At 69.2% G+C, this 24,930-nt stretch carries 24 protein-coding genes; 12 read left to right on the top strand and 12 right to left on the bottom strand.

Annotation, left to right across the window (positions count from 1 at the left end):
- Positions 1–37: 37 nt before the first annotated feature.
- The 4 genes from Q344_RS0117390 to Q344_RS0117375 form a co-directional block, all read right to left on the bottom strand.
- On the bottom strand, positions 38–1,075 hold the full coding sequence (locus Q344_RS0117390; RefSeq protein WP_028287884.1) for a TRAP transporter substrate-binding protein: 1,038 nt from the start codon (positions 1,073–1,075) through the stop codon (positions 38–40).
- Positions 1,076–1,138: 63 nt separating this feature from the next.
- Positions 1,139–2,464: a TRAP transporter large permease gene (locus tag Q344_RS0117385; protein WP_028287883.1), complete on the bottom strand. Its 1,326-nt coding sequence runs from the start codon at positions 2,462–2,464 to the stop codon at positions 1,139–1,141.
- A complete protein-coding gene (locus tag Q344_RS0117380) occupies positions 2,464–3,060 on the bottom strand; it encodes a TRAP transporter small permease subunit (protein ID WP_028287882.1) in 597 nt (198 codons plus the stop codon). The genes Q344_RS0117385 and Q344_RS0117380 overlap by 1 nt, the downstream gene beginning before the upstream one ends.
- Positions 3,057–3,821: an N-formylglutamate amidohydrolase gene (locus Q344_RS0117375; RefSeq protein ID WP_036539874.1), complete on the bottom strand. Its 765-nt coding sequence runs from the start codon at positions 3,819–3,821 to the stop codon at positions 3,057–3,059. The genes Q344_RS0117380 and Q344_RS0117375 overlap by 4 nt, the downstream gene beginning before the upstream one ends.
- Before the next feature lie 96 nt (positions 3,822–3,917).
- On the opposite strand from Q344_RS0117375, the gene Q344_RS0117370 reads away from it, so the two are divergent.
- Positions 3,918–4,784, top strand: a complete 867-nt coding sequence (locus tag Q344_RS0117370; protein ID WP_028287880.1) for a MurR/RpiR family transcriptional regulator — start codon at positions 3,918–3,920, stop codon at positions 4,782–4,784.
- Between the two features lie 238 nt (positions 4,785–5,022).
- Here Q344_RS0117370 and Q344_RS0117365 read toward each other — a convergent pair whose 3' ends face one another.
- Genes Q344_RS0117365 through Q344_RS0117350 form a run of 4 tightly spaced genes read right to left on the bottom strand, consistent with a single transcriptional unit; the run spans position 5,023 to position 10,016 of the window.
- Positions 5,023–6,519, bottom strand: a complete 1,497-nt coding sequence (locus Q344_RS0117365) for a phosphomannomutase/phosphoglucomutase (protein ID WP_028287879.1) — start codon at positions 6,517–6,519, stop codon at positions 5,023–5,025.
- Positions 6,520–6,543: 24 nt separating this feature from the next.
- Complete coding sequence (gene kdsA / locus Q344_RS0117360) at positions 6,544–7,377, bottom strand: 3-deoxy-8-phosphooctulonate synthase (protein WP_028287878.1); 834 nt, start codon at positions 7,375–7,377, stop codon at positions 6,544–6,546.
- A gap of 1 nt (position 7,378) precedes the next feature.
- Positions 7,379–9,379 carry a KpsE/RkpR family capsule polysaccharide export protein gene (locus Q344_RS0117355; protein ID WP_229669168.1) on the bottom strand — a complete coding sequence of 667 codons (2,001 nt, stop codon included), beginning with the start codon at positions 9,377–9,379 and terminating at the stop codon, positions 7,379–7,381.
- Complete coding sequence (locus tag Q344_RS0117350; RefSeq protein ID WP_028287876.1) at positions 9,357–10,016, bottom strand: ABC transporter ATP-binding protein; 660 nt, start codon at positions 10,014–10,016, stop codon at positions 9,357–9,359. Before Q344_RS0117350 ends, Q344_RS0117355 begins: the two co-directional genes overlap by 23 nt.
- A 335-nt stretch (positions 10,017–10,351) precedes the next feature.
- Between Q344_RS0117350 and Q344_RS0117345 the strand changes: the two genes are divergently transcribed.
- Positions 10,352–10,942 (top strand): uracil-DNA glycosylase family protein, encoded by a 591-nt coding sequence (locus Q344_RS0117345; protein WP_028287875.1) that lies wholly within the window; start codon positions 10,352–10,354, stop codon positions 10,940–10,942.
- Positions 10,939–11,727 carry an SseB family protein gene (locus Q344_RS0117340; RefSeq protein WP_028287874.1) on the top strand — a complete coding sequence of 263 codons (789 nt, stop codon included), beginning with the start codon at positions 10,939–10,941 and terminating at the stop codon, positions 11,725–11,727. Before Q344_RS0117345 ends, Q344_RS0117340 begins: the two co-directional genes overlap by 4 nt.
- 115 nt (positions 11,728–11,842) lie before the next feature.
- Here Q344_RS0117340 and Q344_RS0117335 read toward each other — a convergent pair whose 3' ends face one another.
- The gene (locus tag Q344_RS0117335) at positions 11,843–12,700 is read right to left on the bottom strand and encodes an LOG family protein (RefSeq protein WP_028287873.1); all 858 of its coding nucleotides are present in this window, start codon (positions 12,698–12,700) and stop codon (positions 11,843–11,845) included.
- A 121-nt stretch (positions 12,701–12,821) separates the two neighbouring features.
- Between Q344_RS0117335 and dapD the strand changes: the two genes are divergently transcribed.
- The 3 genes from dapD to Q344_RS0117320 all read left to right on the top strand — a co-directional run bounded on the left by dapD (position 12,822) and on the right by Q344_RS0117320 (position 15,221).
- On the top strand, positions 12,822–13,649 hold the full coding sequence (dapD, locus tag Q344_RS0117330) for a 2,3,4,5-tetrahydropyridine-2,6-dicarboxylate N-succinyltransferase (RefSeq protein WP_028287872.1): 828 nt from the start codon (positions 12,822–12,824) through the stop codon (positions 13,647–13,649).
- Between the two features lie 208 nt (positions 13,650–13,857).
- Positions 13,858–14,835, top strand: a complete 978-nt coding sequence (locus tag Q344_RS0117325; protein WP_028287871.1) for a hypothetical protein — start codon at positions 13,858–13,860, stop codon at positions 14,833–14,835.
- Between the two features lie 134 nt (positions 14,836–14,969).
- Positions 14,970–15,221 (top strand): GlsB/YeaQ/YmgE family stress response membrane protein, encoded by a 252-nt coding sequence (locus tag Q344_RS0117320; protein WP_028287870.1) that lies wholly within the window; start codon positions 14,970–14,972, stop codon positions 15,219–15,221.
- 41 nt (positions 15,222–15,262) lie between these two features.
- Here the strand turns inward: Q344_RS0117320 and Q344_RS0117315 are convergent, their stop codons facing one another.
- Positions 15,263–15,883: a hypothetical protein gene (locus Q344_RS0117315; RefSeq protein WP_028287869.1), complete on the bottom strand. Its 621-nt coding sequence runs from the start codon at positions 15,881–15,883 to the stop codon at positions 15,263–15,265.
- 172 nt (positions 15,884–16,055) lie between these two features.
- Here Q344_RS0117315 and Q344_RS0117310 point away from each other — a divergent pair, with 172 nt between their 5' ends.
- The 6 genes from Q344_RS0117310 to Q344_RS0117285 all read left to right on the top strand — a co-directional run bounded on the left by Q344_RS0117310 (position 16,056) and on the right by Q344_RS0117285 (position 22,735).
- Positions 16,056–16,406, top strand: coding sequence for a hypothetical protein (locus tag Q344_RS0117310; RefSeq protein ID WP_028287868.1), 351 nt, complete (start codon positions 16,056–16,058; stop codon positions 16,404–16,406).
- A gap of 97 nt (positions 16,407–16,503) precedes the next feature.
- Positions 16,504–17,667: a succinyl-diaminopimelate desuccinylase gene (gene dapE, locus Q344_RS0117305; protein WP_028287867.1), complete on the top strand. Its 1,164-nt coding sequence runs from the start codon at positions 16,504–16,506 to the stop codon at positions 17,665–17,667.
- Positions 17,664–18,113 carry a GNAT family N-acetyltransferase gene (locus tag Q344_RS0117300; protein ID WP_028287866.1) on the top strand — a complete coding sequence of 150 codons (450 nt, stop codon included), beginning with the start codon at positions 17,664–17,666 and terminating at the stop codon, positions 18,111–18,113. Before dapE ends, Q344_RS0117300 begins: the two co-directional genes overlap by 4 nt.
- Entirely contained in the window at positions 18,097–18,723 is a 627-nt protein-coding gene (locus Q344_RS0117295) for a TIGR04282 family arsenosugar biosynthesis glycosyltransferase (RefSeq protein WP_051630786.1), read from the top strand. Before Q344_RS0117300 ends, Q344_RS0117295 begins: the two co-directional genes overlap by 17 nt.
- A gap of 198 nt (positions 18,724–18,921) precedes the next feature.
- On the top strand, positions 18,922–21,174 hold the full coding sequence (gene rnr / locus Q344_RS0117290; RefSeq protein ID WP_028287864.1) for a ribonuclease R: 2,253 nt from the start codon (positions 18,922–18,924) through the stop codon (positions 21,172–21,174).
- A gap of 136 nt (positions 21,175–21,310) precedes the next feature.
- Positions 21,311–22,735, top strand: a complete 1,425-nt coding sequence (locus tag Q344_RS0117285) for a lytic murein transglycosylase (protein WP_028287863.1) — start codon at positions 21,311–21,313, stop codon at positions 22,733–22,735.
- 76 nt (positions 22,736–22,811) lie between these two features.
- Here Q344_RS0117285 and Q344_RS0117280 read toward each other — a convergent pair whose 3' ends face one another.
- Entirely contained in the window at positions 22,812–23,891 is a 1,080-nt protein-coding gene (locus tag Q344_RS0117280; RefSeq protein ID WP_051630784.1) for an ornithine cyclodeaminase, read from the bottom strand.
- Positions 23,888–24,820, bottom strand: coding sequence for an arginase (rocF, locus tag Q344_RS0117275; RefSeq protein ID WP_028287861.1), 933 nt, complete (start codon positions 24,818–24,820; stop codon positions 23,888–23,890). The genes Q344_RS0117280 and rocF overlap by 4 nt, the downstream gene beginning before the upstream one ends.
- Between the last annotated feature and the right edge of the window lie 110 nt (positions 24,821–24,930).

The raw sequence follows: 24,930 nt of genomic DNA, 5'->3' as shown, positions 1-24,930 counted from the left end.
GGGGCCCGGCCGCCCCCCGTGCGCAAGGTGGCGCCGCTCAGAACGTGTACGGCGGGCCGGCCTGGTTGATGACCGAGTTGTACTCCTCGAAGATCCCGACGATCTTCGCCTCGATCTCGCCTTCCTGCGCGATTTCCTTCCAGAAGGCCTTGGCCGCGTTCTCGACCTCGGCCCATTCCTCGGCCGGCACGGTCCGCAGCTCCAGCTTGTCGCCGGTCGCCCGCAGCCGCGCCTCGCCGCCCCAGTACCACTGGTTGCGATAGGTGTCAGCCGCCTTGATCCCCGCCATGACGAGCTGCTTGAGGTGATCCGGCAGGTCCGCCCAGCGACCCTGGTTGGCGAAGATCGACCCGATCCAGGCGCCCGAGATGTTGTTGGTCAGGAAGTAGTCGGTGACGTTGGCCCAGCCGACCGTGTAATCCTCGGTGATCCCCGACCACGCCATGCCGTCGAGCTCGCCGGTCTGCACCGCGACCTCGGCATCCTCGTAGGGGATGTTCACCGGCACCACGCCGAACTGCGCAAGGAAGCGCCCCGCCGTCGGGAAGGTGTAGAGCTTCAGCCCGTCGAGATCGGCAAGGCTGGTGATCTCCTTCTTCGTGTTGAAGTTGCACGGGTCCTGCCCGGCCGAAGACAGCCAGGTGACGCCCACCTTCTCGTACTCGGACCGCCAGATATCGCCCAGCCCGTATTGCTCGAACAGCACCGGCACGTCGAGGATGTGCTTGGTCGCAAACGGGAAATACCCCCCGAACTGCCGCACCGGGGTCGGCGAGGCCATCGAGTCGTCGTCCGAATGCACCATGTCGATGGTGCCGCGCTGGAGCGCCTGGAACAGCTCTCCGGTCGGCACGATCTGGTCGGCGAAGAACAGCTCGATCTCCATCTCGCCGTCGGCCGCCTCGTTGATGTAGTCGACGATCGGCTTCGTCACCTCTTCGCCGAGCGCGGCGCCGGCATAGGTCTGCATCCGCCAGCGGATCGGCTCCTGCGTGCGGCCGATGCGCGGGGCGGCAAGCGTGGCGGGGGCGACCATCGCGGCGCCGGCCAGCATCTTTCTTCTGGAAAGTGTCATCTGTCAGAACTCCCTGGTTTCGGTTTCATCGGTCTGCGCCCCCGTGCGCCGGGGGTCTGGTTGTCAGTTGTCGTAGATCGTGTCGGGCAGCCACAGCGCGATCTCGGGGAAGAGCATCAGCACCACCAGCGTGAAGACCATCACAGCCACGAAGGGCAGGATCGAGCCGTAGATGTCGCGAAGGGTGATCTCGGGCGGCGCCATGGCGCGCATGAGGAACAGGTTATAGCCGAAGGGCGGCGTCATGTAGGCGATCTGGCAGGTCACGGTGTAGAGCACGCCGTACCAGATCAGGTTGAAGCCCAGTTCCCCGACCAGCGGCACGTAGAGCGGCGCGACGATCACCAGCATCGCGGTGTCGTCGAGGAAGGTCCCCAGCAGGATGAAGCTGAGCTGCATCAGGATCAGGATGCCCCAGGGCCCGAGGCCGAGCTTCTCGGTGAAGAAGCCCTCGATGGCCTTCACCGCGCCCAGCCCGTCGAAGACCGCGCCGAAGGCCAGCGCGGCGAGGATGATCCACATGAACATGCAGGAGATGCCCAGCGTGTTGCGGACCGAGTTCTCGAAGACCTCCCGCGTCATCCGGCCCTTCACGACGGCGGCGAGGAAGGCCGTGATCGCGCCGATGGCCGAGCTTTCCACGAGGCTCGTCCAGCCGTTCACGAAGGGCACCATCATCGCGAAGAAGATGAAGAGCGGCAGGAGGCCCGCGCCGAGGAGCCTCAGCTTCTCGCCCATCGGGACGGTGCGTTCCTCCTTCGGCAGGACCGGGCCCAGCTCCGGCTGCAACCGGCAGCGGACCGCGATGTAGACGATGAAGAAGAAGGCCATCATCAGCCCCGGGACCACCCCGGCGAGCCACAGCTGCCCCACGGGCTGCCGCGCGATCATCGCGTAGAGCACCAGCACCACCGAGGGCGGCACGAGGATCCCCAGCGACGACCCCGCCTGGATCACCCCCGTGACCATCCGCTTGTCATACCCCCGCTTCAGCAGTTCCGGCAGGGCGATGGTCGCCCCGATCGCCATGCCCGCGACCGAGAGCCCGTTCATCGCCGAGATCAGCACCATCAGCCCGATCGTCCCGATGGCGAGGCCGCCGTGCAGCCCCCCGGTCCAGACGTGGAACATCTTGTAGAGATCGTCCGCGATCCGGCTCTCGCTCAGCACGTAGCCCATGAAGATGAACATCGGCAGGGTCAGCAGCGGATACCATTTCATCAGCTTCATCGCCGCCGCGAAGCCCAGGTCATAGCCGCCCCGGTCGCCCCAGAGCAGCAGGGCGGCCACCACGGCCACGAAGCCGATGGCGCCGAAGACCCTCTGGCCGGTCAGCAGCATCACCATCATGCTCGAGAACATGAGCAGCGCGATCATCTCGTAGGACATCAGGCCTTTTCCCCCATGTCCTCACCGCGCAGACGCAGGACATCCTTGAAGAACTCGGAAACGCATTGCAGCAGCATCAGGAAGATGCCGACGCACATCGTCAGCTTGACGGGCCAGACGATGGGCCGCCAGGCGGTCGGGGAATGCTCGATGACACCCATTGGCTCGGCCGCGCCCGCGGGGCCGCCGGTGAAGAAGCCCGAAATGACCTCGCCGTAGAAGCCCCAGAAGCCGCCCGAGAAATGCCCGAGGCTGTAGGCCAGCGACGACAGCCCGCCCCAGAGCAGCACCCCGAGGTAGAAGATCAGGAAGAAGATGGTGAACGCGTCCCACCACGCCTTCTTGCGCAGCGACCATTCGCTGTAGAGCAGGTCCATCCGCACGTTCGAGCCCAGCTGGATCGAGTAGGGGCCGCCGAGGATGTAATAGGCCACCATCGCGAACTGGGCCATTTCGAGCGTCCAGAGCGAGGGCGTCGCGAAGACCTTGGAATAGGAGGACCAGAGCAGGATCCCCATGATGACGAAGATCCCGTACATCATGAGCCGCCCGATGCCGCGGTTGAAGCCGTCGACGATCCGGATGAACCCCCTCATGCCGCGCCCTCCGGCGCGATCGAGGCGATGCAGACCGCCGCCAGGGCGCCACCCATCTCGTGCGCGGCGGCGGTGTCGGCGATCAGGTCGTTGCGGATCTCGATCATCACGCTCTGCCGTCCCTGCCCGTGTTCCCTCAGCGTGTGCGTCACCCCGTCCGCGGCGGAATAGGGCACGTTCAGCGCAACCCCGGACGGCAGGATCGAGGACTTCCCGAGCATTGCCCGCGCCAGCCTGTCGTCGGCGTCGTGCAGCAGGCCGATCTCGGCGCTGCGGGGGGTGCCGAACCAGACCGGCGTGAAGGAATGGACCGTCACCAGCGCGGCGTTCGGGCGGTCCGCCAGCACCTCGGCCAGCGTCCGGCGGAAGGGCTCGTAGACCTCGCGCACCCGCAGCGCCCGCGCCTCGGGCGTGAGGTCGCGGTTGCCCGGCACCTCGACCGTCTCTGTCCGCGCGGGCATCGCGCCCTCGGCCTCGGGCGGGCGGTTGCAATCGTAGACCAGCCGCGACACCCGCGCGGCCACGAGCGGCGCGTCCAGTGCGGCGGACATCGCCCGGGCCACCTCCATCGCGCCGGGATCCCAGACGGCATGGCTCCAGCGGTCGGCCTCGGAAAGCCCCAGGTCGGTCAGCCCGGCCGGAATGAAGGGGCTCGCATGTTCGCAGACAAGCACCACGCCGGCCGTCCCCTGCGGGTTCAGGCACTCGACCGGAGAGCCCTCGCCGGCGGCGAGGATGCTGGGTTCGCTGGGGCTCGTCATGCCGTTCAGGTGACCCTCGGGCAAGGGACTTGTCAACGGACAATTTGTAGTCTTTGCTACAGAAGCATGTTGCCTTGTAGAAAAACCTAGCAGCCGATGAGCGACCGTCCGGAGATCGTCAAGGACCGCATCCACGCGCTGCGCAGCGACCTCACCGCTTCCGAGCGGCAGCTGGCCGCGGTCCTCCTCAAGGACTACCCCGTGGCCGGGCTGCAATCGGTGACGCGGCTGGCGGCGGCGGCCGGGGTTTCCACACCGACGGTCATCCGGATGGCGCGCAAGCTGGGGTTCGAGGGCTATCCCGACCTCCAGAACGCGCTGCGCGAGGAGGCGGCGGCCCAGATCCGCGCGCCGATCGCCCGGCGCGAGGCCTGGACCGCGGGCGGCGAGGACGGGCATGTGCTGCACCGTTTCGCGGCGGCCGTGACGGCGAACCTGCGGATGACGCTCGACCGGGTGGACCCCGAGGAGTTCGACCGGGTCGCGCGGCTTCTGGCCGATCCGGCGCGCAAGGTGCATATCGCGGGCGGGCGGATCACGCGGTCGAACGCGGATTACCTGTTCAACCATCTCCAGATCATCCGGTCCGACGTGACCCTCCTGTCGCAGAGCCCGAACGTCTGGCCGCAATACCTGCTCGACATGGGGCCGGAGACGGTGCTCGTGCTCTTCGACATCCGGCGCTACGAGGCGGAGCTGCTCAGGCTGGCGGAGCTCGCGCGGGAAAGGGGCGCGGTGGTGGTGCTCTTCACGGACCAATGGGGCTCGCCCATCACGGCGGTCGCCGGGCACGTGTTCAACGCGCCGGTGGAGGCGCCCTCCTCCTGGGATTCCACCGTCGCGATCATGCTGCTGGTCGAGGCGCTGATCGCCGAGGTCCAGGCGGCGAGGTGGGACACCGCGCGGGACCGGATCGAGGCGCTGGAACGGATGTTCTCGGCGACGAAGCTGTTCCGGTCGTAGGCCAATCCGTCAGCCCGCGCCACAGGATCGCGCCCGACCCCGAGGGCGGCGTCGAGCTTTGCGCCGTCATGTCCGAAAGCCCCGAAGTGGCGAACCTGGACGGACCACCGCCAGATCGCGCCCGCCCTGGGGGGCGGGGTCGGGCGCGATCCGATCCGGCAAAGCCGGATCGGGAAGAGGTGCAGGCGTCGCGCTTAAACCAGGCCGCAGGGCGCGCGCCCTGCACGCACGGCGCCGCTCAGAACGTCTGGTCGTAGGCGCCGACGCCCTCTTCGGTCCGGATCACCGCGTCGATCTCCTCGAAGATCGCGCGCAGTTCCTCGCCGCTTTCCGAGCTCTCGCAGACGACCACCAGGTTCGGCGTGTTGGACGAGGCCCGCACCAGCCCCCAGGAGCCGTTGTCGAGGATCACCCGCGCGCCGTTCACCGTCACGACCTCCTTGATCGGGCGGCCCGCGAACGTCTCCCCGGCCTCGGCCTTGGCGACCAGCTTCTGCACCAGCCGCTCGAGGATGTCGTATTTCTCGGTATCCGCCGCATGGGGCGACATGGTCGGCGTCGACCAGGTCTTGGGCAGCGCCTTGCGCAGGTCCGACATCTTCATGTCGGGGTTGCGGTCCATCAGCTTGCAGATCTCGACCGCCACCCGCATCCCGTCGTCATAGCCGCGGCCCACGGGCTCGGCCATGAAGTAATGTCCCGACTTCTCGAACCCGGCCAGAGCGCCCAGCTCGTGCACCCGGCGCTTCATGTGGGAATGCCCGGTCTTCCAGTAATCCGCCTTCACGCCGTTCGCGATCAGCTCGGGATCGGAGGCAAACAGCCCCGTCGACTTCACGTCCGCCACGAAGGTGGAGCCCGGGTAGATCTTCGACAGGTCGCGCGCGAGGATCACGCCCACCTTGTCGGCGAAGATCTCCTCGCCCTCGTCGTCCACCACGCCGCAGCGGTCGCCGTCCCCGTCGAAGCCCAGGGCGAAATCCGCCCCCGAGGCCTTCACCGAGGCGGACATGTCGTGCAGCATCTCCATCGCCTCGGGGTTCGGGTTGTAGTTCGGGAAAGTGTAATCCAGCCGGTTGTGGCTATCCACGACCTCGACCCCCAGCCGCTCGAAGAGCGCGGGCGCATAGGCCGCGGCCGTCCCGTTGCCGGTGGCGCAGACCACCTTCAGCTTCCGGGTCATGCGGAAATCGCCGACGAGGTCGTCCATGTAGGCGTCCCAGACGCCTTCCACGAATTCGTAGGAGCCGCCCTCGCGCGGCTCCCCCTTGCCCTCCAGCACGATCTCCTTGAGCTCGCCCATCTCGTCCGGCCCGTGGGTCAGCGGCATCTCGAAGCCCATCTTCACCCCTGTCCAGCCGTTCGGGTTGTGCGAGGCGGTGACCATCGCCACGCCCGGAACGCCCAGGTGGAAGGACGAGAAATAGGCCATCGGCGTGATGCAGGGCCCGATGTCCTTCACCGCGATCCCGGCCTGCATGAGGCCGAGCACCAGCGCGTTCTTGATGGTCAGCGAATAATCCCGGTAATCGTTGCCCACCGCGATCACGGGTTCGATCCCGCGGCGGCGCATCTGGGTGCCGATGCCGAGGCCGAGGGCGGTCATGCCCGGCAGGTTGATCTCGTCCGGATATTTCCAGCGGGCATCGTATTCGCGGAAGCCCGTCGGCGTGATCATCGGGTCGCGCAGGAAGGACCAGGTGTTCGGCGTCACCTCGGTAATCGGCTTGGTCACGTGGAAAACTCTCTTCTGTCTCGATCAAATCCGGAGCGGGTCGGCCTTGGCGATCCTGTCGAAGGCCATCAGCCCGGCCACCAGCCTATCCATATCCCTTAACGGGACCATGTTGGAACCGTCAGAAGGCGCACGGTCCGGATCCTCATGTGTCTCGATGAAAACGGCAGCAATGCCAAGGCTGACCGCGGCCCGCGCCATCACCGGGGCGAATTCCCGCTGACCGCCGCTGGACCCGCCAAGGCCGCCGGGCTGCTGCACGGAATGGGTCGCGTCCATCACCACCGGGTAGCCCGTCGCGGCCATCTGCGGCAGGCTGCGCATGTCGGCGACCAGCGTGTTGTAGCCGAAGCTGGTGCCGCGTTCGGTCAGCAGGATGCGCGTGTTGCCCGTGCTCTCGATCTTGGCGACCACGTTCGGCATGTCCCAGGGGGCGAGGAACTGGCCCTTCTTCACGTTCACCACCGCGCCGGTTTCGCCCGCGGCCAGCAGAAGGTCGGTCTGGCGGCAGAGGAAGGCGGGGATCTGGAGCACGTCGCAGACCTCGGCCACCGGGGCGCATTGCTCGGGCGCGTGCACGTCGGTCAGGACCGGCACCCCGAGCGCCGCCTTCACGTCGCCCAGCACCTCGAGCCCCGCCGCCATGCCGAGGCCGCGCCTGCCGGTGACGGAGGTCCGGTTGGCCTTGTCGTAGCTCGACTTGAAGATGAAGCCCGCGCCATGGGCGGCGCAGATCTCGGCCATCTTCTCGGCGATCATCAGGGCGTGGTCCCGGCCTTCCAGCTGGCAGGGGCCGGCGATCACGGTCAGGGGCCGGTCGTTGCCGACGGCCACCTGGCCCACGTCGATTGTCTTCATGTCAGGCAGAGACCTGCTCCCTCAGAATCGAGGCCGTCAGGCTGATCATCAGGTAGATGCCCGCGAAGATCAGGAAGGCCAGCAACGTGTTCTCGAAGGCGCGCGGGTAGGACGGGTCCTCGGGCGGCACCGGCCGCACGCTGGTCGTCAGGTAGCGCACCTGCCGGTTGGCCTCCAGCTCGGTCTGCTTCTCGTTCTGGAGCGCCGATTGCAGGAACAGGTCGGCGGTGGCGAGGTCGGCCTGCGCCATCTGGATCTGCGCGGCCTTGGCGGCGAGCGAGCTGTCGCCGCTGGTCGCCTCGGTCATCTTGGCGTTCAGCTCGGCCAGCAGCGTTTTCAGCCGGTCCACATCCGCCCGCGCCCCCTCGACCCGGGCCGAGTTCGGCCGGGAGTTGTCGAGCAGCGCGGCCAGCTGAAGCTCCTTCTCGTTCAGCTGGACCTCGTAGCTGTTGATCTGCTGCCGGAGCCCCGCGATGATCCCCTCGGGATCGACGAAGGTCCCCTCCTGCAGGGCGACCAGCCGCTCCTGCGCCTCGCGCCGTTCGACCTTGGCCCGCTCGAGGCTTGCCTGCGCGGTGGCCATGCCGTCCTCGCGCTTGCGGCGGGACAGCTCGTCGACGCGTTCCTCGGCGTACTGGATCAGGTTCTCGCTGAACTGGGCGGCCACGGCGGGGTCGGCCGCGGCGACCTCCATCCGGATCACGCCTTCGGTCGGGTCGTAGCCGATCTTCACGTTCCGATTGTAGATCTTGTAGGCCTCCTCGTTCGAGGGATCGGCCTCGAGCCGCTGGATCGGGTCGATCCACGGCTGGCTGAAGTGGCTCTTGAAGCCCACGTCGCGGTCGAGCCGCAGCATCGCGTCCTTCGACCCGAGGTAGCTCTGGACCGCGATCGAATCCTGGTTCGTCGCGAACTGGGTGCCCGACAGCAGCCCGCCCAGCCCGCCGCCGCCCTGGTTGTCGGCCTGAAGGATCAGGAATTCGGACTTGGCGGCATACATCGGCGTGGCGACGACGAAGAAATACCATCCGGCAAGGAAGGTCGGCGCGAAGACGAAGAAGAAGAGCCGCGTGAAGAGCAGCATCATCCGCTTGCGGCGGCGCCGGGCGAGGTCCTGCTGGAGCTTGCCGATCTCGGCCGCGCGCCGGTCGGCGGGGCGCAGCTCGGTCGACGGCAGGTTGGTGGGCTTGACCGGCACGGTCTGCGGCAGCTGCACGGGCCCCTCGCCCTCGCCCTGCGGCACGACGAGCTGGAGCATGTTCGCCCGTTCGAACGGGTCGATCCCCTGGGCGCGCAACTGCCGCACAGCGTCGAAATCCGAGGTCGCGGCGATGCCGTATTTCTGCGCCACCCGGCGGGCCATGCGAAGCTGGCGGCCGGTCAGCCCCTCGCGGCGGATCGCGTCGATGTCGAGATCGGCGCGCGCTTCGCGGGCCGAGGCGACCTCGCCCTCGCGCGGTGGCTGTTCGGGTTCGGCGGCGGCCGGCCGCAGCGAGGCGGCGGCGGCCTCGGGGCGCATGGCGGCGGCCTCCGCGGGCGGCTCGGACCGCGGCGCGGGGCCTGCGGCGCGCGGCGCGGCCGCATCGGGCGTCAGGCGGAGCGGCGGCTGCGTCGGGGCGGCGGCTTCGGGCGCCGGCGCCTCGGGGCCGGCGGCGGCCTTGCGGCGCGCGAGGTCCTCGGCCCGGCGTTTCACCACGCTCACCACCCCCGCCGAGGCGGCGGCCTCCGGCGCCGACGGGGCGCCCGGCGCCTCGGCCTGCGATGCAGCGCGCCGCGGCGCCTCGGCCTCCGATGCAGCGCGCCGCGGCGCCTCGGGCCGGGGCGTGCGCGCAGCCGGCGCCGCGGGGCGCGGGGCGGGCGGGTTCGGGGCCGCAGCCGCGGGCCGCGCGGCTTCGGGCGTCCGCGCCTCGGCCGCCGGCGTCGCCGCGGGCTTCGCCCCCGATTGCGACAGCGGCGTCGCGCGGCGGACGCGGAATTTGCTAGCCTTGGGTTTCGTAGTCATACAACTGCTTCGCTTCTTCCAAGGTGTCGAACATGTGGAGCTTGCCGTCCATCAGGACCGCCGCCTGCTGCGCGAAGGCCTCGAGCGTGCGGGGCTGGTGCGAGACGATCACCGTCGTCGTCCGCTCCAGCCGCTCGCGCAGGATTTCCCCCGCCTTGCGGTTGAACTCCACGTCGGTGGAATTCGGCATCCCCTCGTCGATGAGATAGAGATCGAAATCGAGCGCCAGCATCAGCGCGAAGCTGAAGCGCGCCCGCATGCCGCTGGAATAGGTCCCGAGCGGCTGGTCGAAATATTCGCCCAGGTTGCAGAGCCAGCGGCAGAAGGCCTCCACGTATTCCGGGTCGAGCCCGTAGAGCCGGGCGATGTAGCGCGAATTCTCGAAGGCCGAATGGCGGCTGACGACGCCGCCCATGTAGCCCAGCGGAAACGAGATGCGCGCGGTGCGGCGGATCGTGCCCTCGTCGGGTTTCTCGAGCCCGCACATCATGTTGATGACGGTGGTCTTCCCGGTGCCGTTCGGAGCGAGAATGCCGAGCGAGCGGCCGCGGTCGATGCGGAAGGACACCCGGTCGAGGATGATCTTCCGGTGCGAACCGGTCCAGAAACTCTTGCTGACATTGTCGAATTCGAGCATTCGCTGCCCCGGTTCTGCTCTGCGCTACTCTCTGACGGAGCTTGGGTACGACGCCACGCGCTCTCAGGGGCCCACTATGCGCCTATCGGGCGGTTCCTGCCAAGATTTATGGGCGAAATTGTGTTCGACGTTGCGCCTTTCGGCGTCAATCGCGAACAAGGCTGGAGAAAAACGCCGGAAGGGAAACGGTGAAGGCACCTCCGCCCGACCCTCGCTCCGCGCAGACGGACGAATATTCCGCCGACCGCGCCCTGATGGCCCGGCGGCCGCCGCACGTCTGCCCGGTCCCCGCCCGACATTGACGCCACCCCCGCCCTGCCCCAGATACTCCACCGATGCCAGACACCCCGCTGCCCGACCGGATCCGCGCCTGCCGACTCTGCGCCCCGCGCTTCGCGGCGACGAAGACCCGGCACGCCCCGCGCCCCGTCGCGTGGTTCCGTCCCGGCGCCCGGCTGCTCGTCGCCGGACAGGCCCCCGGCATCCGCGTGCACGAAAGCGGGGTGCCCTTCGACGACCGCTCCGGCGACCGGCTGCGCGACTGGATGGGCGTGGACCGCGCCACCTTCTACGACATGAGCCGCATCGCGGTGGTGCCCATGGCCTTCTGCTTCCCGGGCTACGACGCCAAGGGATCGGACCTGCCGCCGCCGCCCGAATGCGCCGCCACCTGGCATGGCGCGGTGATGGAAAGCCTGCCGGGCCTGCGCCTGCGCCTTCTGATCGGCGGCCATGCGCACCGCTGGCATCTCGGCACGAAGACCTCCGTGACCGAGACCGTCGCGGGCTGGCGCGCCCATCTTCCCGAGACCATCCCCTTGCCTCACCCGTCCTGGCGCAATACCGGGTGGCTGAAGAAGAACCCATGGTTCGAGACCGAGCTCCTGCCGGTCCTCCGCACCCGCGTCGAGGAGGCGCTGTCATGACCGAGACCCCGCTCGACCGCGCCCATGCCGCGATGGAGGCCGCGCCGGAGAACGACGCCGCGCGGCTGCGGTTCTACGAAAGGCTCGCCGACAACGAGCTTTTCCTTCTGCTGACCGCCGAGGCGAAGGACGACAGCCTTTCGCCCGAGGTCTTCGATCTGTCCGACGCGAAATGGATCCTCGTCTTCGACACCGAGGAACGGCTGGCCGCCTTCACCGGGCGCGAGGCGCCCTATGCCGCCCTCTCGGGCCGGGCGATCGCGCAGATGCTGGCGGGTCAGGGCGTGGGGCTCGGCGTGAACCTCGAGGTCGCGCCGTCCTCGATCCTGCTGCCGCCCGAGGCGGTGGACTGGCTCGCCTCGACCCTGGGCCATGCCCCGGAAGAGGTCGAGGGCCGCATCAGCGCCTTCCACGCGCCCGGCGGCCTGCCGGACGCGCTGCTCGAGGGGCTCGACGTGAAGCTCTCGCTCGCGGGGGGGCTCGCCGAGAGCGCCTACCTGGTCGGGACCGAGGACGAGGCCGGGCGGCGTTCGCACCTGCTGGCCTTCATCGATGCCCGGCCGGGCGCGGAAGGCCCGCTCGCCAAGGCCGCGGGCGAGGCGCTGACCTTCTCGGGCATCGACCAGGGCGAGATGGACGTGGCCTTCTTCGCCGCGAGCGATCCAGCGGCCGCGGCGCTGGCGCGGCACGGGCTGAGGGTGGAGCTGCCGAAGGCGGAGCCGGTGGACAGGAAGATCCCCGCGGCCCCCGGCAGCGATCCGGACAAGCCGCCGATCCTGCGGTGACGCAGCGCATGGAGGGCTGAAGCGCGGACCACCGGCGGATCGGCTGGAGGTCGGACGGCACCGTCGCGGCGACCCCGGACCTGCGGTGCAGGCCGGGCCCGAGCCCGGCCCGCGCTCATACCGCCTGGTCGCGGCCGGGAATGAACTCCCGCTTTTCGCCCGCATGGGGCCAGGATTCGATCAGCTGCATCGCCTCGTCCGCGGTCTCCACGAACCGGAAGAGCTCGAGGTCCGCGTCCGAGATCGTGCCCGCCTCGGCCAGCGCCTGCCAATTGATGATCTTCTCCCAGAACGCCTTGCCGAACAGCAGGAAGGGCACCTTCTCCATCCGGCCGGTCTGGATCAGGGTCAGTGCCTCGAACATCTCGTCGAGCGTGCCGAAGCCGCCGGGGAAGACGCAGACCGCCCGGGCGCGCATCAGGAAGTGCATCTTCCGGATCGCGAAATAGTGGAAGTTGAAGCACAGGTCCGGCGTCACGTACTCGTTCGGCGCCTGCTCGTGCGGCAGCACGATGTTCAGGCCGATGCTCTGCCCGCCGGCATCGTCCGCGCCGCGGTTGCCGGCCTCCATCACGCCGGGCCCGCCCCCGGTGCAGATCACCCATTCCTTGCCGTAGCTCTCAAGCGATTTCTCGGTGACGCGGCGGGCGAAGATGCGCGCCTCCTCGTAATAATGGCTCAGCGCGGCCAGCGTTTCGGTCCGGGCGCCGTCCTTGTGCTCGGGCGCGGGGATCCGGGCCCCGCCGAACAGGACGACGGTCGACTCGATGCCGCGTTCCTCCATCACCAGCTGCGGCTTGAGCAGTTCGAGCTGCAGACGCACCGGCCTCAGCTCGTCGCGGCAGAGGAAATCGTCGTCCGCGAAGGCAAGCCGGTAGGCCGGCGCGCGGGTCTGCGGGGTGTCCGGTACGTCCTGCGCCGTCTCGATGTCGGAACTTGCGTCGCGGAACGGCCGCCTGCGGTCTTCGGTCATGTCGTGCTCCTTCATGGCCCCTGCCTATCCCGCCACGACGCAACAGGCCAGCGTCACGCGCGATTGCGCCAGCCGGCGTCCCCGGCTATGACCCACGCGACACTTTACGCAGGAGCAGCGCATGAACCTCGCCCAGCTTGAAACCGCGATCGAAGCCGCGTGGGACACCCGCGACCAGATCACCCCCGCCACCACCGGCGAGACGCGCGAGGCGATCGAGAATACGCTCGAGGCGCTCGACAGCGGCCAGCTCCGCGTCGCGGAGAAACAGGTCGACGGCCAGTGGCACGTGCACCAATGGGCCAAGAAGGCGGTCCTTCTGGGCTTCCGCCTGAAGGACATGGAGCAGCAGGAAGGCGGCCCGCAGGGCGGCGGCTGGTGGGACAAGGTCGACAGCAAGTTCGCCGGATGGGGCGACAACCAGTGGCGCGCCGCCGGTTTCCGTGCGGTGCCGAACTGCGTGGTGCGCAAGTCGGCCTACATCGCGAAGAACGTGGTGCTGATGCCCTCCTTCGTGAACCTCGGCGCCTATGTCGACGAGGGCACGATGGTCGACACCTGGGCGACGGTCGGATCCTGCGCGCAGATCGGCAAGGGCGTGCACCTGTCGGGCGGCGTCGGCATCGGCGGGGTGCTTGAGCCCATGCAGGCCAACCCGACCATCATCGAGGACAATTGCTTCATCGGCGCCCGCTCCGAGGTGGTCGAGGGCGTGATCGTGCGCGAGGGCTCGGTTCTGGGCATGGGCGTCTTCCTGAGCCAGTCCACCAAGATCGTGAACCGCGAGACCGGAGAGGTCTCCTACGGCGAGGTGCCGCCCTATTCGGTGGTCGTCTCGGGGTCGCTGCCCTCGAAGAACGGCGTGAACCTCTATTGCGCCGTCATCGTCAAGACGGTGGACGAGAAGACCCGCTCCAAGACCGGGGTGAACGAGCTGCTGCGCGACTGACGGCCTCCGTCGGGCGGTCGTTGAAGGGGGCGCGTCGGGAGACCGGCGCGCCCCTTCGCGTCCGTCCACCGGGCGACCGCTTCACATTCCGCACCCCGCAGGGCCGCGGCGCGGTTGAATCCTTGACTGTGATCCCGGTCGTGGCACCCTGATCGGCAGGGGGTCGTGCCGTTCCCATCCCGGGAGCGGCCTGACAGGAGAGTTCGGCTTGCGGTTCCATTTCCCTCGTTTCACCCTCGGCATCCTCCGGGTCGCCGCGCTCGTGGCGCTGCTGCCGTCCTTCGCGGTCGCGCAATCCTCCGCGATCCCCGGCTGGCTGGGACGCCACGTGGGCACCGGACAGGGCCAGATCGCCCCCGTGGTGCTGGAACGGGCGCGGGCGCTCCACCGCGAGAAGCGGGCGCGGGGCGAGGTGTCGAACCCATGCTACCTTGCCATGGATGCGACGCGGCCCAGCACCGTCGGCACCGCGCCGGGCGAACGGTTCTACATCATCTGCGAAGACGCGAAGACCTTCCGCGCGGTCTCCTCGGGCTACGGCAACGGGCGCAAGCTGCGGGGGCACGATTTCTCGAACGGCCGGCAATGCGCGCAGAACTTCAGCAACGCCGAGGGCTCCAAGCTGACCATGGGCGGCAATTACGTGACCGCCGAGGCGCGCACCTCGTTCAAGGGGTACTACCGCCAGTCCGGCAAGCGGACGCCGTTCCAGCGGACCTTCCTTCTGTTCGACGGCGAAGGCGAGACCGAGAATGCCCGCGAGCGCGAGATCGGCGGGCACCCGGCGGTCTTTCTCAAGTGGCAGTGCCGCTACCGGAGTCCCGACAGCCCGTTTGCCGACGAGGCGGGATACGTCCCCTACGGAGAGCTCGTGAACTACACCGGCGGGCGCAGCAACGGCTGCACCACCTGGTCGCAATCCGCGTCGCAGGACATTCTAGACCTGACCGAGAAGAACCCGACGACGCTCTACATCTACCCTGAATCGGGGGACATCGAGGCGGTGGCGAAGGCGGTCGCGGCCGGCACCGACCCCGCCCGCGCCGGGCTCTACTGGAACGCCTCGTGCCTGAAACAGATCGGCGCGCCGAAGTTCTGGCCCAAGCAGTCGCTCCAGCCGGTGATCGACGCATGGCGGGACTCGCTGCCCGAGCAGCCGCCGCTCGACCTGCCGATCTGCCGATGACCCGCGCCCGGCGACCGTTGCATGGGCGCAACGGTTGTGCGGCGCGCATGTCCACACGGAACCGTGAGGCGCCGGACGGTGTTGGGACCCGGATGCCCCTAGGGGCAAGACCTTGACACTTAAGGAGTGACCCCATGGAAGGACTGGGCTGGATTGCGGCCATCATCGTCGGCGCCCTCGCCGGTTGGATCGCAGAGAAGATCATGGGGGGCGACCATGGCCTCCTGACCAACATCATCCTCGGCATCATCGGCGCCGTCGTGCTGAACTTCCTGCTGATCGCCATCGTCGGCGCAACGCTCGGCGGCTGGATCGGCCAGCTGATCGTCGGCGTGATCGGCGCCTGCATCCTGATCGGCGGCTACCGCGCGATCAAGCGGGCCTGACGCCCTCGGGCAAGCGGGCCTGACGCCCACGGGGCTGAAGCCTAGTCGCAGAACAGATCGATGAGGCAGTCACCCGGGAATTTCAGCAGGGTAATAAAATACCCCGAGATATCCGGGTCTGGCGCCTGGAACACGGAGGCGCGGATGAAAATCCGCGCCTCTTCTCCGTCCTCGGACAGCTGGCCCGTCGTGCCGACGATCTCGCCGCCGCGCACCCGCAGGATCAGCCCCTGCACGTCCCCGTCGCTCGCCTCGTGCAGGAACGCCCCGTAACCCGCCGGGTCTACCGCCCGCACCGCATCGACCAGCGCCGCGACGTCCACGCTCACCCGGATGCGGTCCGAGCGGATACGCTCGGTGGTCACGATGCCGGTCAGGTCCATCTCGCCGCCGAAGCCGCCGAAATCGACCCTGCCCGCGATCACCTCCGCCACGTCGTTCCGCTTCACGCTGCGACAGGTCACCCCCTGCGCGGTCTCCGTGGCCTTGCCCGCACCGCAGACGCCGTCCGCCCCCATGCCGAACGCATCGAGCATCGGCAACGTCAGATCGATCGCCGACCGGGCGACGACGACCTCCGGGCTCTCGAAATCGAGGGTCATGTCGCCGCGCATGCAGGCGGGCAGAAGGGCCAGGGCCGCGAGACCGATGAGGGAGCGCATGGGTGTCCTTTTCTTGCAGTCGGACGGAAGCTGACGCCATTTCGCGTCAGGTGCAAGTTCCCGTTTGCGGCCCTGAAGGATTGCAGGCCCGAAGTGCACCGGCGCCACACTCCGCTGGACTTCGCGCCCGCTTTCTGAGAGGTCCGCGCCGAACCTGGCCCCGGAGTTGGCGATGAGCGAGACGAAGAAACCGAAACGGCAGAAGGTCTACACCCTGCTGGTCGAAGTCGGCCGCAAGGAAGACGACGGGCTGCCCGACGGCGCCACCGGGGCGGCGCTCATGTGCTATGCCTCGGGCGTGGACGAGGCCGAGGCGGTGCGCGAGACGGTGGCGGTTCTCAAGCAGGCCGACCTCGCGCCGCTCGACGTCTCGGGCTACGGCACGCTCGAGGAACGGCTGGCCGAGGGGCATGACATTCCCGACGAGGAGCGTGTGCTGATGCAGCAGGCGCTGGACGACAACGCGGTGATCGTCGCCCAGATGACCCCCTTCTACGAAGGCGAGGGCGAGACCCGTCACTGACGGCCCCGCGCCTCCGCGCCCGCAGGCCCGGTTCGGGGTCATTGGCAGCCGGCCGGCCCCGCGCTAGGGTCCGCCCATTCCACTGCCGAGGACCCGGATGACCGACACGACCACCGCCCCCGAAACCGATCCCGTCGCCCTGACGGCGGCCCTGATCCGCTGCCCCTCGGTCACGCCGGAGGAGGGCGGCGCCCTCGTCCTGCTGGAAGAGCTTCTGACCGGCGCGGGCTTCGAATGCCACCGGGCGGACCGGGGCGAGGTCTCGAACCTCTTCGCCCGCTGGGGTGCGAAGGGCCATGCCCGCACCTTCGGGTTCAACGGCCACACCGACGTGGTGCCCGTGGGCGATCCCGCCGACTGGTCCGTCGATCCCTTCGGCGCGGTCGAGAAGGACGGCCTGCTCTGGGGCCGGGGCGCCACCGACATGAAGTCGGGCGTCGCCGCCTTCGCCGCCGCGGCGATCGACTTCGTGCGCGACACGCCCCCCGACGGCGCCGTGATCCTCACCATCACCGGCGACGAGGAAGGCCCCGCGACCCACGGCACCACCGCGATCCTCGACTGGATGGCCGCCAACGGCGAGGCGATGACCGATTGCCTCGTGGGCGAGCCGACCTGCCCCGAACGCATGGGCGAGATGATCAAGATCGGCCGCCGCGGCTCGATCTCGGCCTGGTTCACCGCGCAGGGGGTGCAGGGCCATTCCGCCTATCCGCACCGCGCGAGGAACCCCCTGCCCGCCATGGCGCGGCTGATGGACCGGCTCGCCTCGCACCGGCTCGACGAGGGCACGGAGCATTTCGACCCCTCGACCCTCGCCGTGGTCACCATCGACACCGGCAACCCGGCGACCAACGTGATCCCGGCGAAGTGCCGCGCCACGGTGAACATCCGCTTCAACGACATCCACAGCGGCGCCAGCCTGACCGAGTGGATGCGGGCCGAGGCCGACCGCGTCGCCGCCGAGACCGGCATCGAGATCACGATGACCACCAAGCTCACCGGCGAGGCCTTCCTGACCCCGCCCGGCGCGCTGTCCGAAATGGTCTCCTCCGCCGTCGCCGCCGAGACCAACGTGGTGCCGGAGCTTTCGACCACCGGCGGCACCTCGGACGCGCGCTTCATCAAGGATCATTGCCCGGTCGTCGAATTCGGCCTCGTCGGCCAGACCATGCACCAGGTGGACGAGACCGTGCCGGTCGATCAGATCCGCCAGCTCAAGCGCATCTACACCCGGATCCTGCGGGAGTATTTCGCGTGACCCTGCGCATCGCGGAAACCGGTGATCTGCGCATCCCCCATGCCCTCAGGCGTGCCGTCTTCATCGCGGAACAGGGCATCCCGGAGCCCGAGGAATGGGACGACAGGGATGCCGGCGCGGTGCATCTGGTGGCCTGGGAGGACGAGGTGCCGGTCGGGACGATCCGGCTCATCCGGGGCGCGGCGGGCACCGGGCACATCACCCGTGTCTGCGTGCTCGGGACGCATCGCGGCACCGGGCTCGGCGCGGCGCTGATCCGCGAGGGGCTCGCCCGGCTCGAGGCCGAGGGGCTGACCCGGGCCGAGCTCTCGGCCCAGACCCATGCGCGGGCATTCTACGCCCGGCTGGGGTTCGCGGCTTACGGTCCCGAATACGACGACGCCGGCATCCCCCATGTCGCGATGGCGCAGCCCCTGCCCCGGCGCGCGGATGCGGCGGCCGGCTGACGCCGCCACCCCGGCGGCACGCTACGCCCGCCGCCGCCCGCGGCTGGTCGTCATGGTCAAGGCGCCGCGGCCCGGCCGGGTGAAGACCCGGCTCGGCGCCGGCATCGGCATGGTCCCCGCGGCCTGGTGGATGCGCCACCAGCTCCGCGCCCTGCTGCCCCGGCTCCGCGATCCCCGCTGGGATCTCGTACTGGCCGTGGCCCCCGACGCGGCGACGGGCGCGCGCGACTGGCCCGCCCATCTGCCCCGCCTGCCGCAGGGGACGGGCGACCTCGGCGCCCGGATGGGCCGCGTGCTCCGCACCGCGCCCGCGGGCCCGCTCTGCATCATCGGCGCCGACATCCCCGGCGTGACCCGCGCCCACATCGCCCGCGCCTTCCGCGCGCTCGGCCACGCCGCCGCCGTCCTCGGCCCCGCCCCCGACGGCGGCTACTGGCTGATCGGCCTCGCCCGGACCGCCGCCACCCCCGCAACGCTCTTCGATGGCGTCCGCTGGTCCAGCCCCCACGCCCGCGCCGACACCGAGGCGAGCCTGCCCGGCGCCCGGATCGCCCATGTGGACCGGCTGGCCGATGTCGACGAGGCGGCCGACCTTCCCCGACACGCCTGACCGGAATGCGCCCCGCGGGGACCAGCGAAAGACCGCACCGTCCGCCTGCTTCCTCTTGCCGCAAATATCCCCGCCGGAGGCCATGGCCGGACCGGGCTCGATGCCCGGTCCGGCCATTCCCCGCGCAACGGGCATCGCCCGGCGCAACCTCCATTTGTCCCCGTGACGCCACCCCCGCCGCGTGCTACGTCGAGGCGCATGAGCACCCTTCCCTCCAAGGACGAGATCCTCCAGTGGATCGCCGACAACCCGACCCAGACGGCCAAGCGCGACATCGCCAAGGCCTTCGGGATCAAGGGCGCGGCCCGCATCGACCTCAAGCGCATCCTCAAGGAGCTGGAGGAGGAGGGCCATCTCGAGAAGCGCAAGAAGACCTACCGTGACCCCGACAGCCTGCCGCCGGTCTCGATCCTGCAGGTCGACGCGCCCGACGAGAACGGCGATCTCACCGCCCGCCCGCTGGAATGGCAGGGCGAGGGCACGGCGCCGCGCATCCTCCTGCTGCCCCGCGCCTCGGACCCGGCGCTCGGGCAGGGCGACCGCATCCTCGCACGGCTGACCCAGATCCGCGGCGGCGAGCACCATTACGAGGCGCGCCTGATCCGCAAGATCGGCACCAACCCGAAGCGCATCCTCGGCGTCTTCCGCAAGAGCGCCGAGGGCGGGCGGATCCTGCCCATCGACAAGGGCGCCGACCTTGAATGGATGGTGCCGCCGGGTGCGCTCTCGGGGGCGAAGGACGGCGAGCTGGTCGAGGCCGAGCAATCGGGACCGAAATCCCGCATGGGCCTGCCCCGTGCGCGGGTGATCAACCGGCTGGGCGATCCCTCCGCGCCGAAGGCCGTCTCGCTGATCGCGATCCACCAGCACGGCATCCCCGACCACTTCCCCGACCGCGTGGTGGCCGAGGCCGACGCGCAGAAGCCCGCCGGGCTCAAGGGCCGCGAGGACCTGCGCGAGATCCCCTTCGTCACCATCGACCCCGAGGACGCCCGCGACCGCGACGACGCCTGCCACGCCGCGCCCGATCCGGATCCGGCGAACGAGGGCGGCCATGTCGTCTGGGTCGCGATCGCGGATGTCGCCCATTACGTGACCCCGGGATCGGCGCTCGACCACGAGGCCCGCAAGCGCGGCAATTCGAGCTACTTCCCCGACCGGGTGGTGCCGATGCTGCCAGATCGGCTGTCGGGCGATCTCTGCTCGCTGCACGAGGCGGTGCCGCGCGCCTGCATCGCCGTCCGGATGGTGCTGGATGCCGAGGGCAACAAGCTCTCCCACGAATTCCACCGCGGGCTGATGCATTCCGTGGCCTCGCTGACCTACCAGCAGGTGCAGGCGGCCGAGGACGGGAACCCCGACGAGAAGACGGCGCCGCTGGTCGAGGACCTGATCCACCCGCTCTTTGCCGCCTACGGCGCGCTGAAGCGGGCGCGGGAGCAGCGGCAGCCGCTGAACCTCGACCTGCCCGAGCGGCGGATCGTGCTGACCGAGGACGGGCGCGTGGCGAGCGTCAACTTCAAGGACCGGCTCGACGCGCACAAGCTGATCGAGGAGTTCATGGTGCTGGCCAACGTCGCCGCCGCCGAGACCCTGATCGCGAAGAAATCCCCGCTGCTCTTCCGGGTGCACGAGGAGCCCTCGGACGACAAGCTCGACGCGCTGCGCGAGACCGCCATCGCCTCGGGCTATACGCTCGCCAAGGGGCAGGTGCTGAAGACGCGGCACCTGAACAGCCTGCTCGACCAGGCGGCGGGGTCGGACCAGGCCGAGCTCATCAACATGGCGACGCTGCGCTCGATGACGCAGGCCTATTACTCGCCCGAGAACTTCGGCCATTTCGGCCTCGCGCTGAAGAATTACGCGCATTTCACCTCGCCGATCCGGCGCTATTCCGACCTGATCGTGCACCGCGCGCTGATCTCGGCCCATGGCTGGGGCAAGGACGGGCTGTCGCCGGAAGAGATCGACGACCTGGAAGCGACGGCCAAGCACATCTCGGACACCGAACGGCGGTCCATGGCGGCCGAGCGCGACACCACCGACCGCTACCTTGCCGCCTATCTCTCGGAGCGGGTCGGAGACGAGCTGACGGGCCGGATCTCGGGCGTCGCCCGCTTCGGCGCCTTCGTGCGGCTGGACGAGACCGGGGCCGACGGGCTGATCCCGATCCGCTCCATCGGGCGGGAGTTCTTCCATTACGACCGCGAGAGCGAGACCCTGATGGGCTCCGACACGGGCGTGGTGATCCAGCCCGGCCAGCGCGTCACCGTGCGGCTGGCACGGGCGGTGCCGGTCACCGGCGGGCTGGAGCTGGAGCTGCTGGCGCTCGACGACAAGCAGATGCCCGGCGGGCCGCGCCACACCAGCCGCCCCGTGCGGCGCAAGATCGCCAAGTCCAAGAAGAAGGGCGCCAAGGTGAAGCGGAAAGTCAGCCGGACCCGGCGCTGATCCTCGGCCCGCCCGGGCCGGCAAGGCCCGCGTCCTGGTGGCAACATCCCGCATCCCCCCAGAGGCGACGCTTTGGAGAATCGGCGATTCGCGCTATGGTGCCCGCAACAAAAAGAACCGGGCAGGTGATGGCAGCATGAGGCAGATTCTTTCCATTTTGACGGCAATTCCGGTGCTTGCGGCACCGGCCCTCGCGGATCCCGCGCTTTCGGGCCTGCGCCCCGAGGCGCGGCCCTTCAGCGTGTCGGTCCAGGCCCGCGCGCTCAAGGCGATCGACGCGAGCGAGGCCACGACGCGGCTCCGGACCGAACCTGTGGCGGTGGCCACCGACTTCGGCCTTGCGCGCAGCCTGCGTCCGCGGGTGCGTCCCGCGGCGCTGAGGCAGGCGACGACGAAGACCGTCGCACTGGCCCCCGCGGTCCCGCCGAAGATCGAGGGCGAGGCCAACGCGGGCTTCGACCGCTGGGTCCTGGGCTTCCGCCAGCGCGCGCTGGCGAAGGGCATCTCGTCGCGCACCTTCGGACAGGCGTTCACCCATGCGGCCTTCCTGCCGAAGGTGATCGAGCGCGACCGCAACCAGTCGGAGTTCACCCTCTCGATCGGCGATTACCTCGGCCGCGCCGCCTCGGACAGCCGGGTGACCAACGGACGCCAGAAGGCGGCCGATCACGCCAGCACCCTGCGCCGGATCGAGGACCGTTACGGCGTCGACCGCCAGATCGTCGCGGCGATCTGGGGGATGGAGAGCAACTACGGCTCCAACCGCGGCGACACGCATCTCGTCTCGGCGCTGGCGACGCTGGCCTACGAGGGGCGGCGCGGCGAATTCTTCGAGCAGCAGCTGATGGCGGCGCTCGAGATCCTGCAGACCGGCGACACGACCGAGGATGTCATGTCCGGAAGCTGGGCCGGGGCCATGGGCCACACCCAGTTCATCCCGACCTCCTACCTCGCCTATGCCGTCGACTTCACCGGCGACGGCAAGCGCGACATCTGGTCCGAGGATCCGACCGACGCGCTCGCCTCGACGGCGGCCTACCTGGCCAAGTCCGGCTGGGTGAAGGGCATGCCCTGGGGGGTCGAGGTGAAGGTCCCCGCCGGTTTCGACTTCCGCCACGCGGGCGAGGCCCGGATGCCGTCGGACTGGGCGCGGCTCGGTGTCACCGGCACCGACGGGCGGCCCGTGGGCGATTTCGGCTCGGCCCGGATGCTGCTGCCGGCCGGGGCCAAGGGAATCGCCTTCCTCGTCTTCAAGAACTTCGACGTGATCAAGCGCTACAACGCCTCGGACGCCTATGCGCTCGGCGTCGGCCATCTGGGCGACCGGATCGCCGGGGGCGGCCCGCTGAAGGGCAGCTGGCCCGAGGGCGAACGCTCGCTCAAGCGCGACGAGGCGAAGGAGCTGCAGAGCCTCCTGACGCGGCGCGGCTTTTCCACCGGCGGGGTGGACGGGCGCATCGGCTCGATGACCAAGGCCGCGATCCGGGACTTCCAGCTGGCCGAGGGGATCGCGCCGGACGGGTATCCCTCCGTCGACCTGCTGCGCAAGCTCAGGAACTGAGCCCCCCCTGCAGACACGCAGAACGCCCGCGGATCCCGCGGGCGTTTTCGTTTGTCCGGACGGTCCCGGGGGCCCGTCAGGCGGCGCGTGTCAGCATCCCGAAAAGGTCGCGCGGGTCGTCCGGATCGGCGAGCAGGTCGAGCTTGTCGAAATGCCCGGTCTCCTTCACCCGGTCGAGGACGAAGCGCAGGGCGCTGAAATCCTCGATCGCGAAGCCGACGGAATCGAACAGCGTGATCTGCTTCGCATCCCGACGCCCCGGAACCGCGCCGGTCATCACCTGCCAGAGCTCGGTGACCGCGTGGTCCGGGTCGAGCTGCTGGATCTCGCCCTCGATCCGGGTCTGGGGCGGGTATTCGACGAAGATCTCGGACCGCAGGAGGATGTCGCGATGCAGCTCGGTCTTGCCCGGGCAATCGCCGCCGATGGCGTTGATGTGCACGCCCTCGCCGACCATGTTGTCGGTCAGGATCGTCGCGTATTGCTTGTCGGCGGTGCAGGTCGTGATGATCTGCGCGCCCTCGACGGCCTCCTGCCCGCTCTTGCAGGCCGTCACCTCGAAGCCCTGCGCCTCGAGGTTGCGCAGCGCCTTCGCCGTCGCCGCCGGGTCGATGTCGTAGAGCCTGAGCCGGCTGATCCCCAGAAGCGCCCGGAACGCCAGCGCCTGGAATTCGCATTGCGCGCCGTTGCCGATCATCGCCATGACCTCGCTGCCCTGCGGCGCCAGCAGGCGCGCGGCGACGGCCGAGGTCGCGGCGGTGCGCAGCGCCGTCAGCACCGTCATCTCGGTCAGCAGCACCGGATAGCCGTTCGCGACGGAGGAGAGCACCCCGAAGGCGGTCACGGTCTGATAGCCCTCGCGCATGTTCTTCGGGTGCCCGTTGACGTATTTGAACCCGTAGTTCTCGGCATCCGCGGCGGGCATCAGCTCGATCACGCCGTCGCGGGAATGGCTGGCCACGCGGGGCGTCTTGTCGAACTCCTCCCAGCGTCGGAAATCGGCCTCGATATAGGCGGCGAGGCCCGAGATGAAGGCTTCGGCACCGATGGCGTTGACCATCCGCATCATGTTCTCGACCGACACGAAGGGCACGTAGGCCAGGTCCGAGGGCTGCGGCCGGTCGCCGGAGAGGGTGTGGTCTGAAAGGGTCGTCATGCGGCAAAGCTCCGTGTCGGACGGTCGAGCACGCGGCGGCCCATCAGCGAGGCCGCAAGCTCGACCATGAGAGAGGCGGTGCGCCCGCGCTCGTCAAGGAAGGGGTTCAGCTCCACGAGGTCGAGCGCCGAGACGAGCCCGGATTCGCCCAGCACCTCCATGATCAGATGCGCCTCGCGGAAGGTTGCGCCGCCGGGCACGGTGGTGCCGACAGCGGGGGCGATGCCGGGATCGAGGAAATCGACGTCGAGGCTGACGTGCAGCATCCCGTTCGCGGCCCGCACGTGTTCGAGGAACGCCTCGAGCGGCGGCAGCACGCCGGTCTCGTCGATGGCGCGCATGTCATGCACCTCGATCCCCAGCTCCGCGATCCGTGCGTGTTCCGCCGGATCGACGGACCGGATGCCCATCATGCAGACATTGCCCGGTGCCACGGCGGCGGCGAGCGGCGGATAGGCCGCGAAGCCCGGCTGGCCCGTGACATAGGCGACGGGCGTGCCGTGCAGGTTGCCGCTTTCCGTGCTGTCGAGCCCGTGCAGGTCGGGATGCGCATCCAGCCAGAGCAGGAACAGCGGCCGCCCCTCGGCTTCGGCGTGGCGGGCCATCCCGGCGACGGTCCCGGCCGAGAGCGAATGGTCGCCCCCCATGAAGATCGGCAGGTCGCAGCCCTGCGCGGCGTCGAAGGCCGCCGCCTCGAGCGTCTCGATCCAGGCGCAGGTTTCGGCCAGGTGGTGGATCGCGGGATTGGCATGGGTCCGCGGCGCCTGCGGCGGGATCGACAGGTCGCCCAGGTCGCGCAGGTCCCAGCCGAGCGCGCCGAGCGCCGGGAGCAGCCCCGCGGTTCTCAGGCTTGCCGGCCCCATCAGGCAGCCGGGTTGCGACGCGCCGGTCTCGACCGGTGCGCCGAGGATGGTGCAGCTTCGTGACATCTCGCCTCCGTGAAATACACGGGGAACGTGCCGCAGGCCGCCGGCGCATTCGACTTACGATTTGACCATATTGAAAGAATGTCTGATCGTTCCGGTCACTATATTGACCA

The sequence above is a fragment of the Pseudooceanicola nanhaiensis DSM 18065 genome (genome assembly GCF_000688295.1).
GTDB lineage: Bacteria > Pseudomonadota > Alphaproteobacteria > Rhodobacterales > Rhodobacteraceae > Pseudooceanicola > Pseudooceanicola nanhaiensis.
Note: the sequence above shows the minus strand (reverse complement) of the source record. Positions and strands in the feature narration are given on the sequence as shown.

Coding starts and splice junctions, on each gene's coding strand:
- Q344_RS0117390 (WP_028287884.1), bottom strand. CDS start 1,075: ATGACACTTTCCAGAAGAAAGATGCTGGCCGGCGCCGCGATGGTCGCC.
- Q344_RS0117385 (WP_028287883.1), bottom strand. CDS start 2,464: ATGTCCTACGAGATGATCGCGCTGCTCATGTTCTCGAGCATGATGGTG.
- Q344_RS0117380 (WP_028287882.1), bottom strand. CDS start 3,060: ATGAGGGGGTTCATCCGGATCGTCGACGGCTTCAACCGCGGCATCGGG.
- Q344_RS0117375 (WP_036539874.1), bottom strand. CDS start 3,821: ATGACGAGCCCCAGCGAACCCAGCATCCTCGCCGCCGGCGAGGGCTCT.
- Q344_RS0117370 (WP_028287880.1), top strand. CDS start 3,918: ATGAGCGACCGTCCGGAGATCGTCAAGGACCGCATCCACGCGCTGCGC.
- kdsA (WP_028287878.1), bottom strand. CDS start 7,377: ATGAAGACAATCGACGTGGGCCAGGTGGCCGTCGGCAACGACCGGCCC.
- Q344_RS0117355 (WP_229669168.1), bottom strand. CDS start 9,379: ATGACTACGAAACCCAAGGCTAGCAAATTCCGCGTCCGCCGCGCGACG.
- Q344_RS0117350 (WP_028287876.1), bottom strand. CDS start 10,016: ATGCTCGAATTCGACAATGTCAGCAAGAGTTTCTGGACCGGTTCGCAC.
- Q344_RS0117345 (WP_028287875.1), top strand. CDS start 10,352: ATGCCAGACACCCCGCTGCCCGACCGGATCCGCGCCTGCCGACTCTGC.
- Q344_RS0117340 (WP_028287874.1), top strand. CDS start 10,939: ATGACCGAGACCCCGCTCGACCGCGCCCATGCCGCGATGGAGGCCGCG.
- Q344_RS0117335 (WP_028287873.1), bottom strand. CDS start 12,700: ATGACCGAAGACCGCAGGCGGCCGTTCCGCGACGCAAGTTCCGACATC.
- dapD (WP_028287872.1), top strand. CDS start 12,822: ATGAACCTCGCCCAGCTTGAAACCGCGATCGAAGCCGCGTGGGACACC.
- Q344_RS0117320 (WP_028287870.1), top strand. CDS start 14,970: ATGGAAGGACTGGGCTGGATTGCGGCCATCATCGTCGGCGCCCTCGCC.
- Q344_RS0117315 (WP_028287869.1), bottom strand. CDS start 15,883: ATGCGCTCCCTCATCGGTCTCGCGGCCCTGGCCCTTCTGCCCGCCTGC.
- Q344_RS0117310 (WP_028287868.1), top strand. CDS start 16,056: ATGAGCGAGACGAAGAAACCGAAACGGCAGAAGGTCTACACCCTGCTG.
- dapE (WP_028287867.1), top strand. CDS start 16,504: ATGACCGACACGACCACCGCCCCCGAAACCGATCCCGTCGCCCTGACG.
- Q344_RS0117295 (WP_051630786.1), top strand. CDS start 18,097: ATGCGGCGGCCGGCTGACGCCGCCACCCCGGCGGCACGCTACGCCCGC.
- rnr (WP_028287864.1), top strand. CDS start 18,922: ATGAGCACCCTTCCCTCCAAGGACGAGATCCTCCAGTGGATCGCCGAC.
- Q344_RS0117285 (WP_028287863.1), top strand. CDS start 21,311: ATGAGGCAGATTCTTTCCATTTTGACGGCAATTCCGGTGCTTGCGGCA.
- Q344_RS0117280 (WP_051630784.1), bottom strand. CDS start 23,891: ATGACGACCCTTTCAGACCACACCCTCTCCGGCGACCGGCCGCAGCCC.
- rocF (WP_028287861.1), bottom strand. CDS start 24,820: ATGTCACGAAGCTGCACCATCCTCGGCGCACCGGTCGAGACCGGCGCG.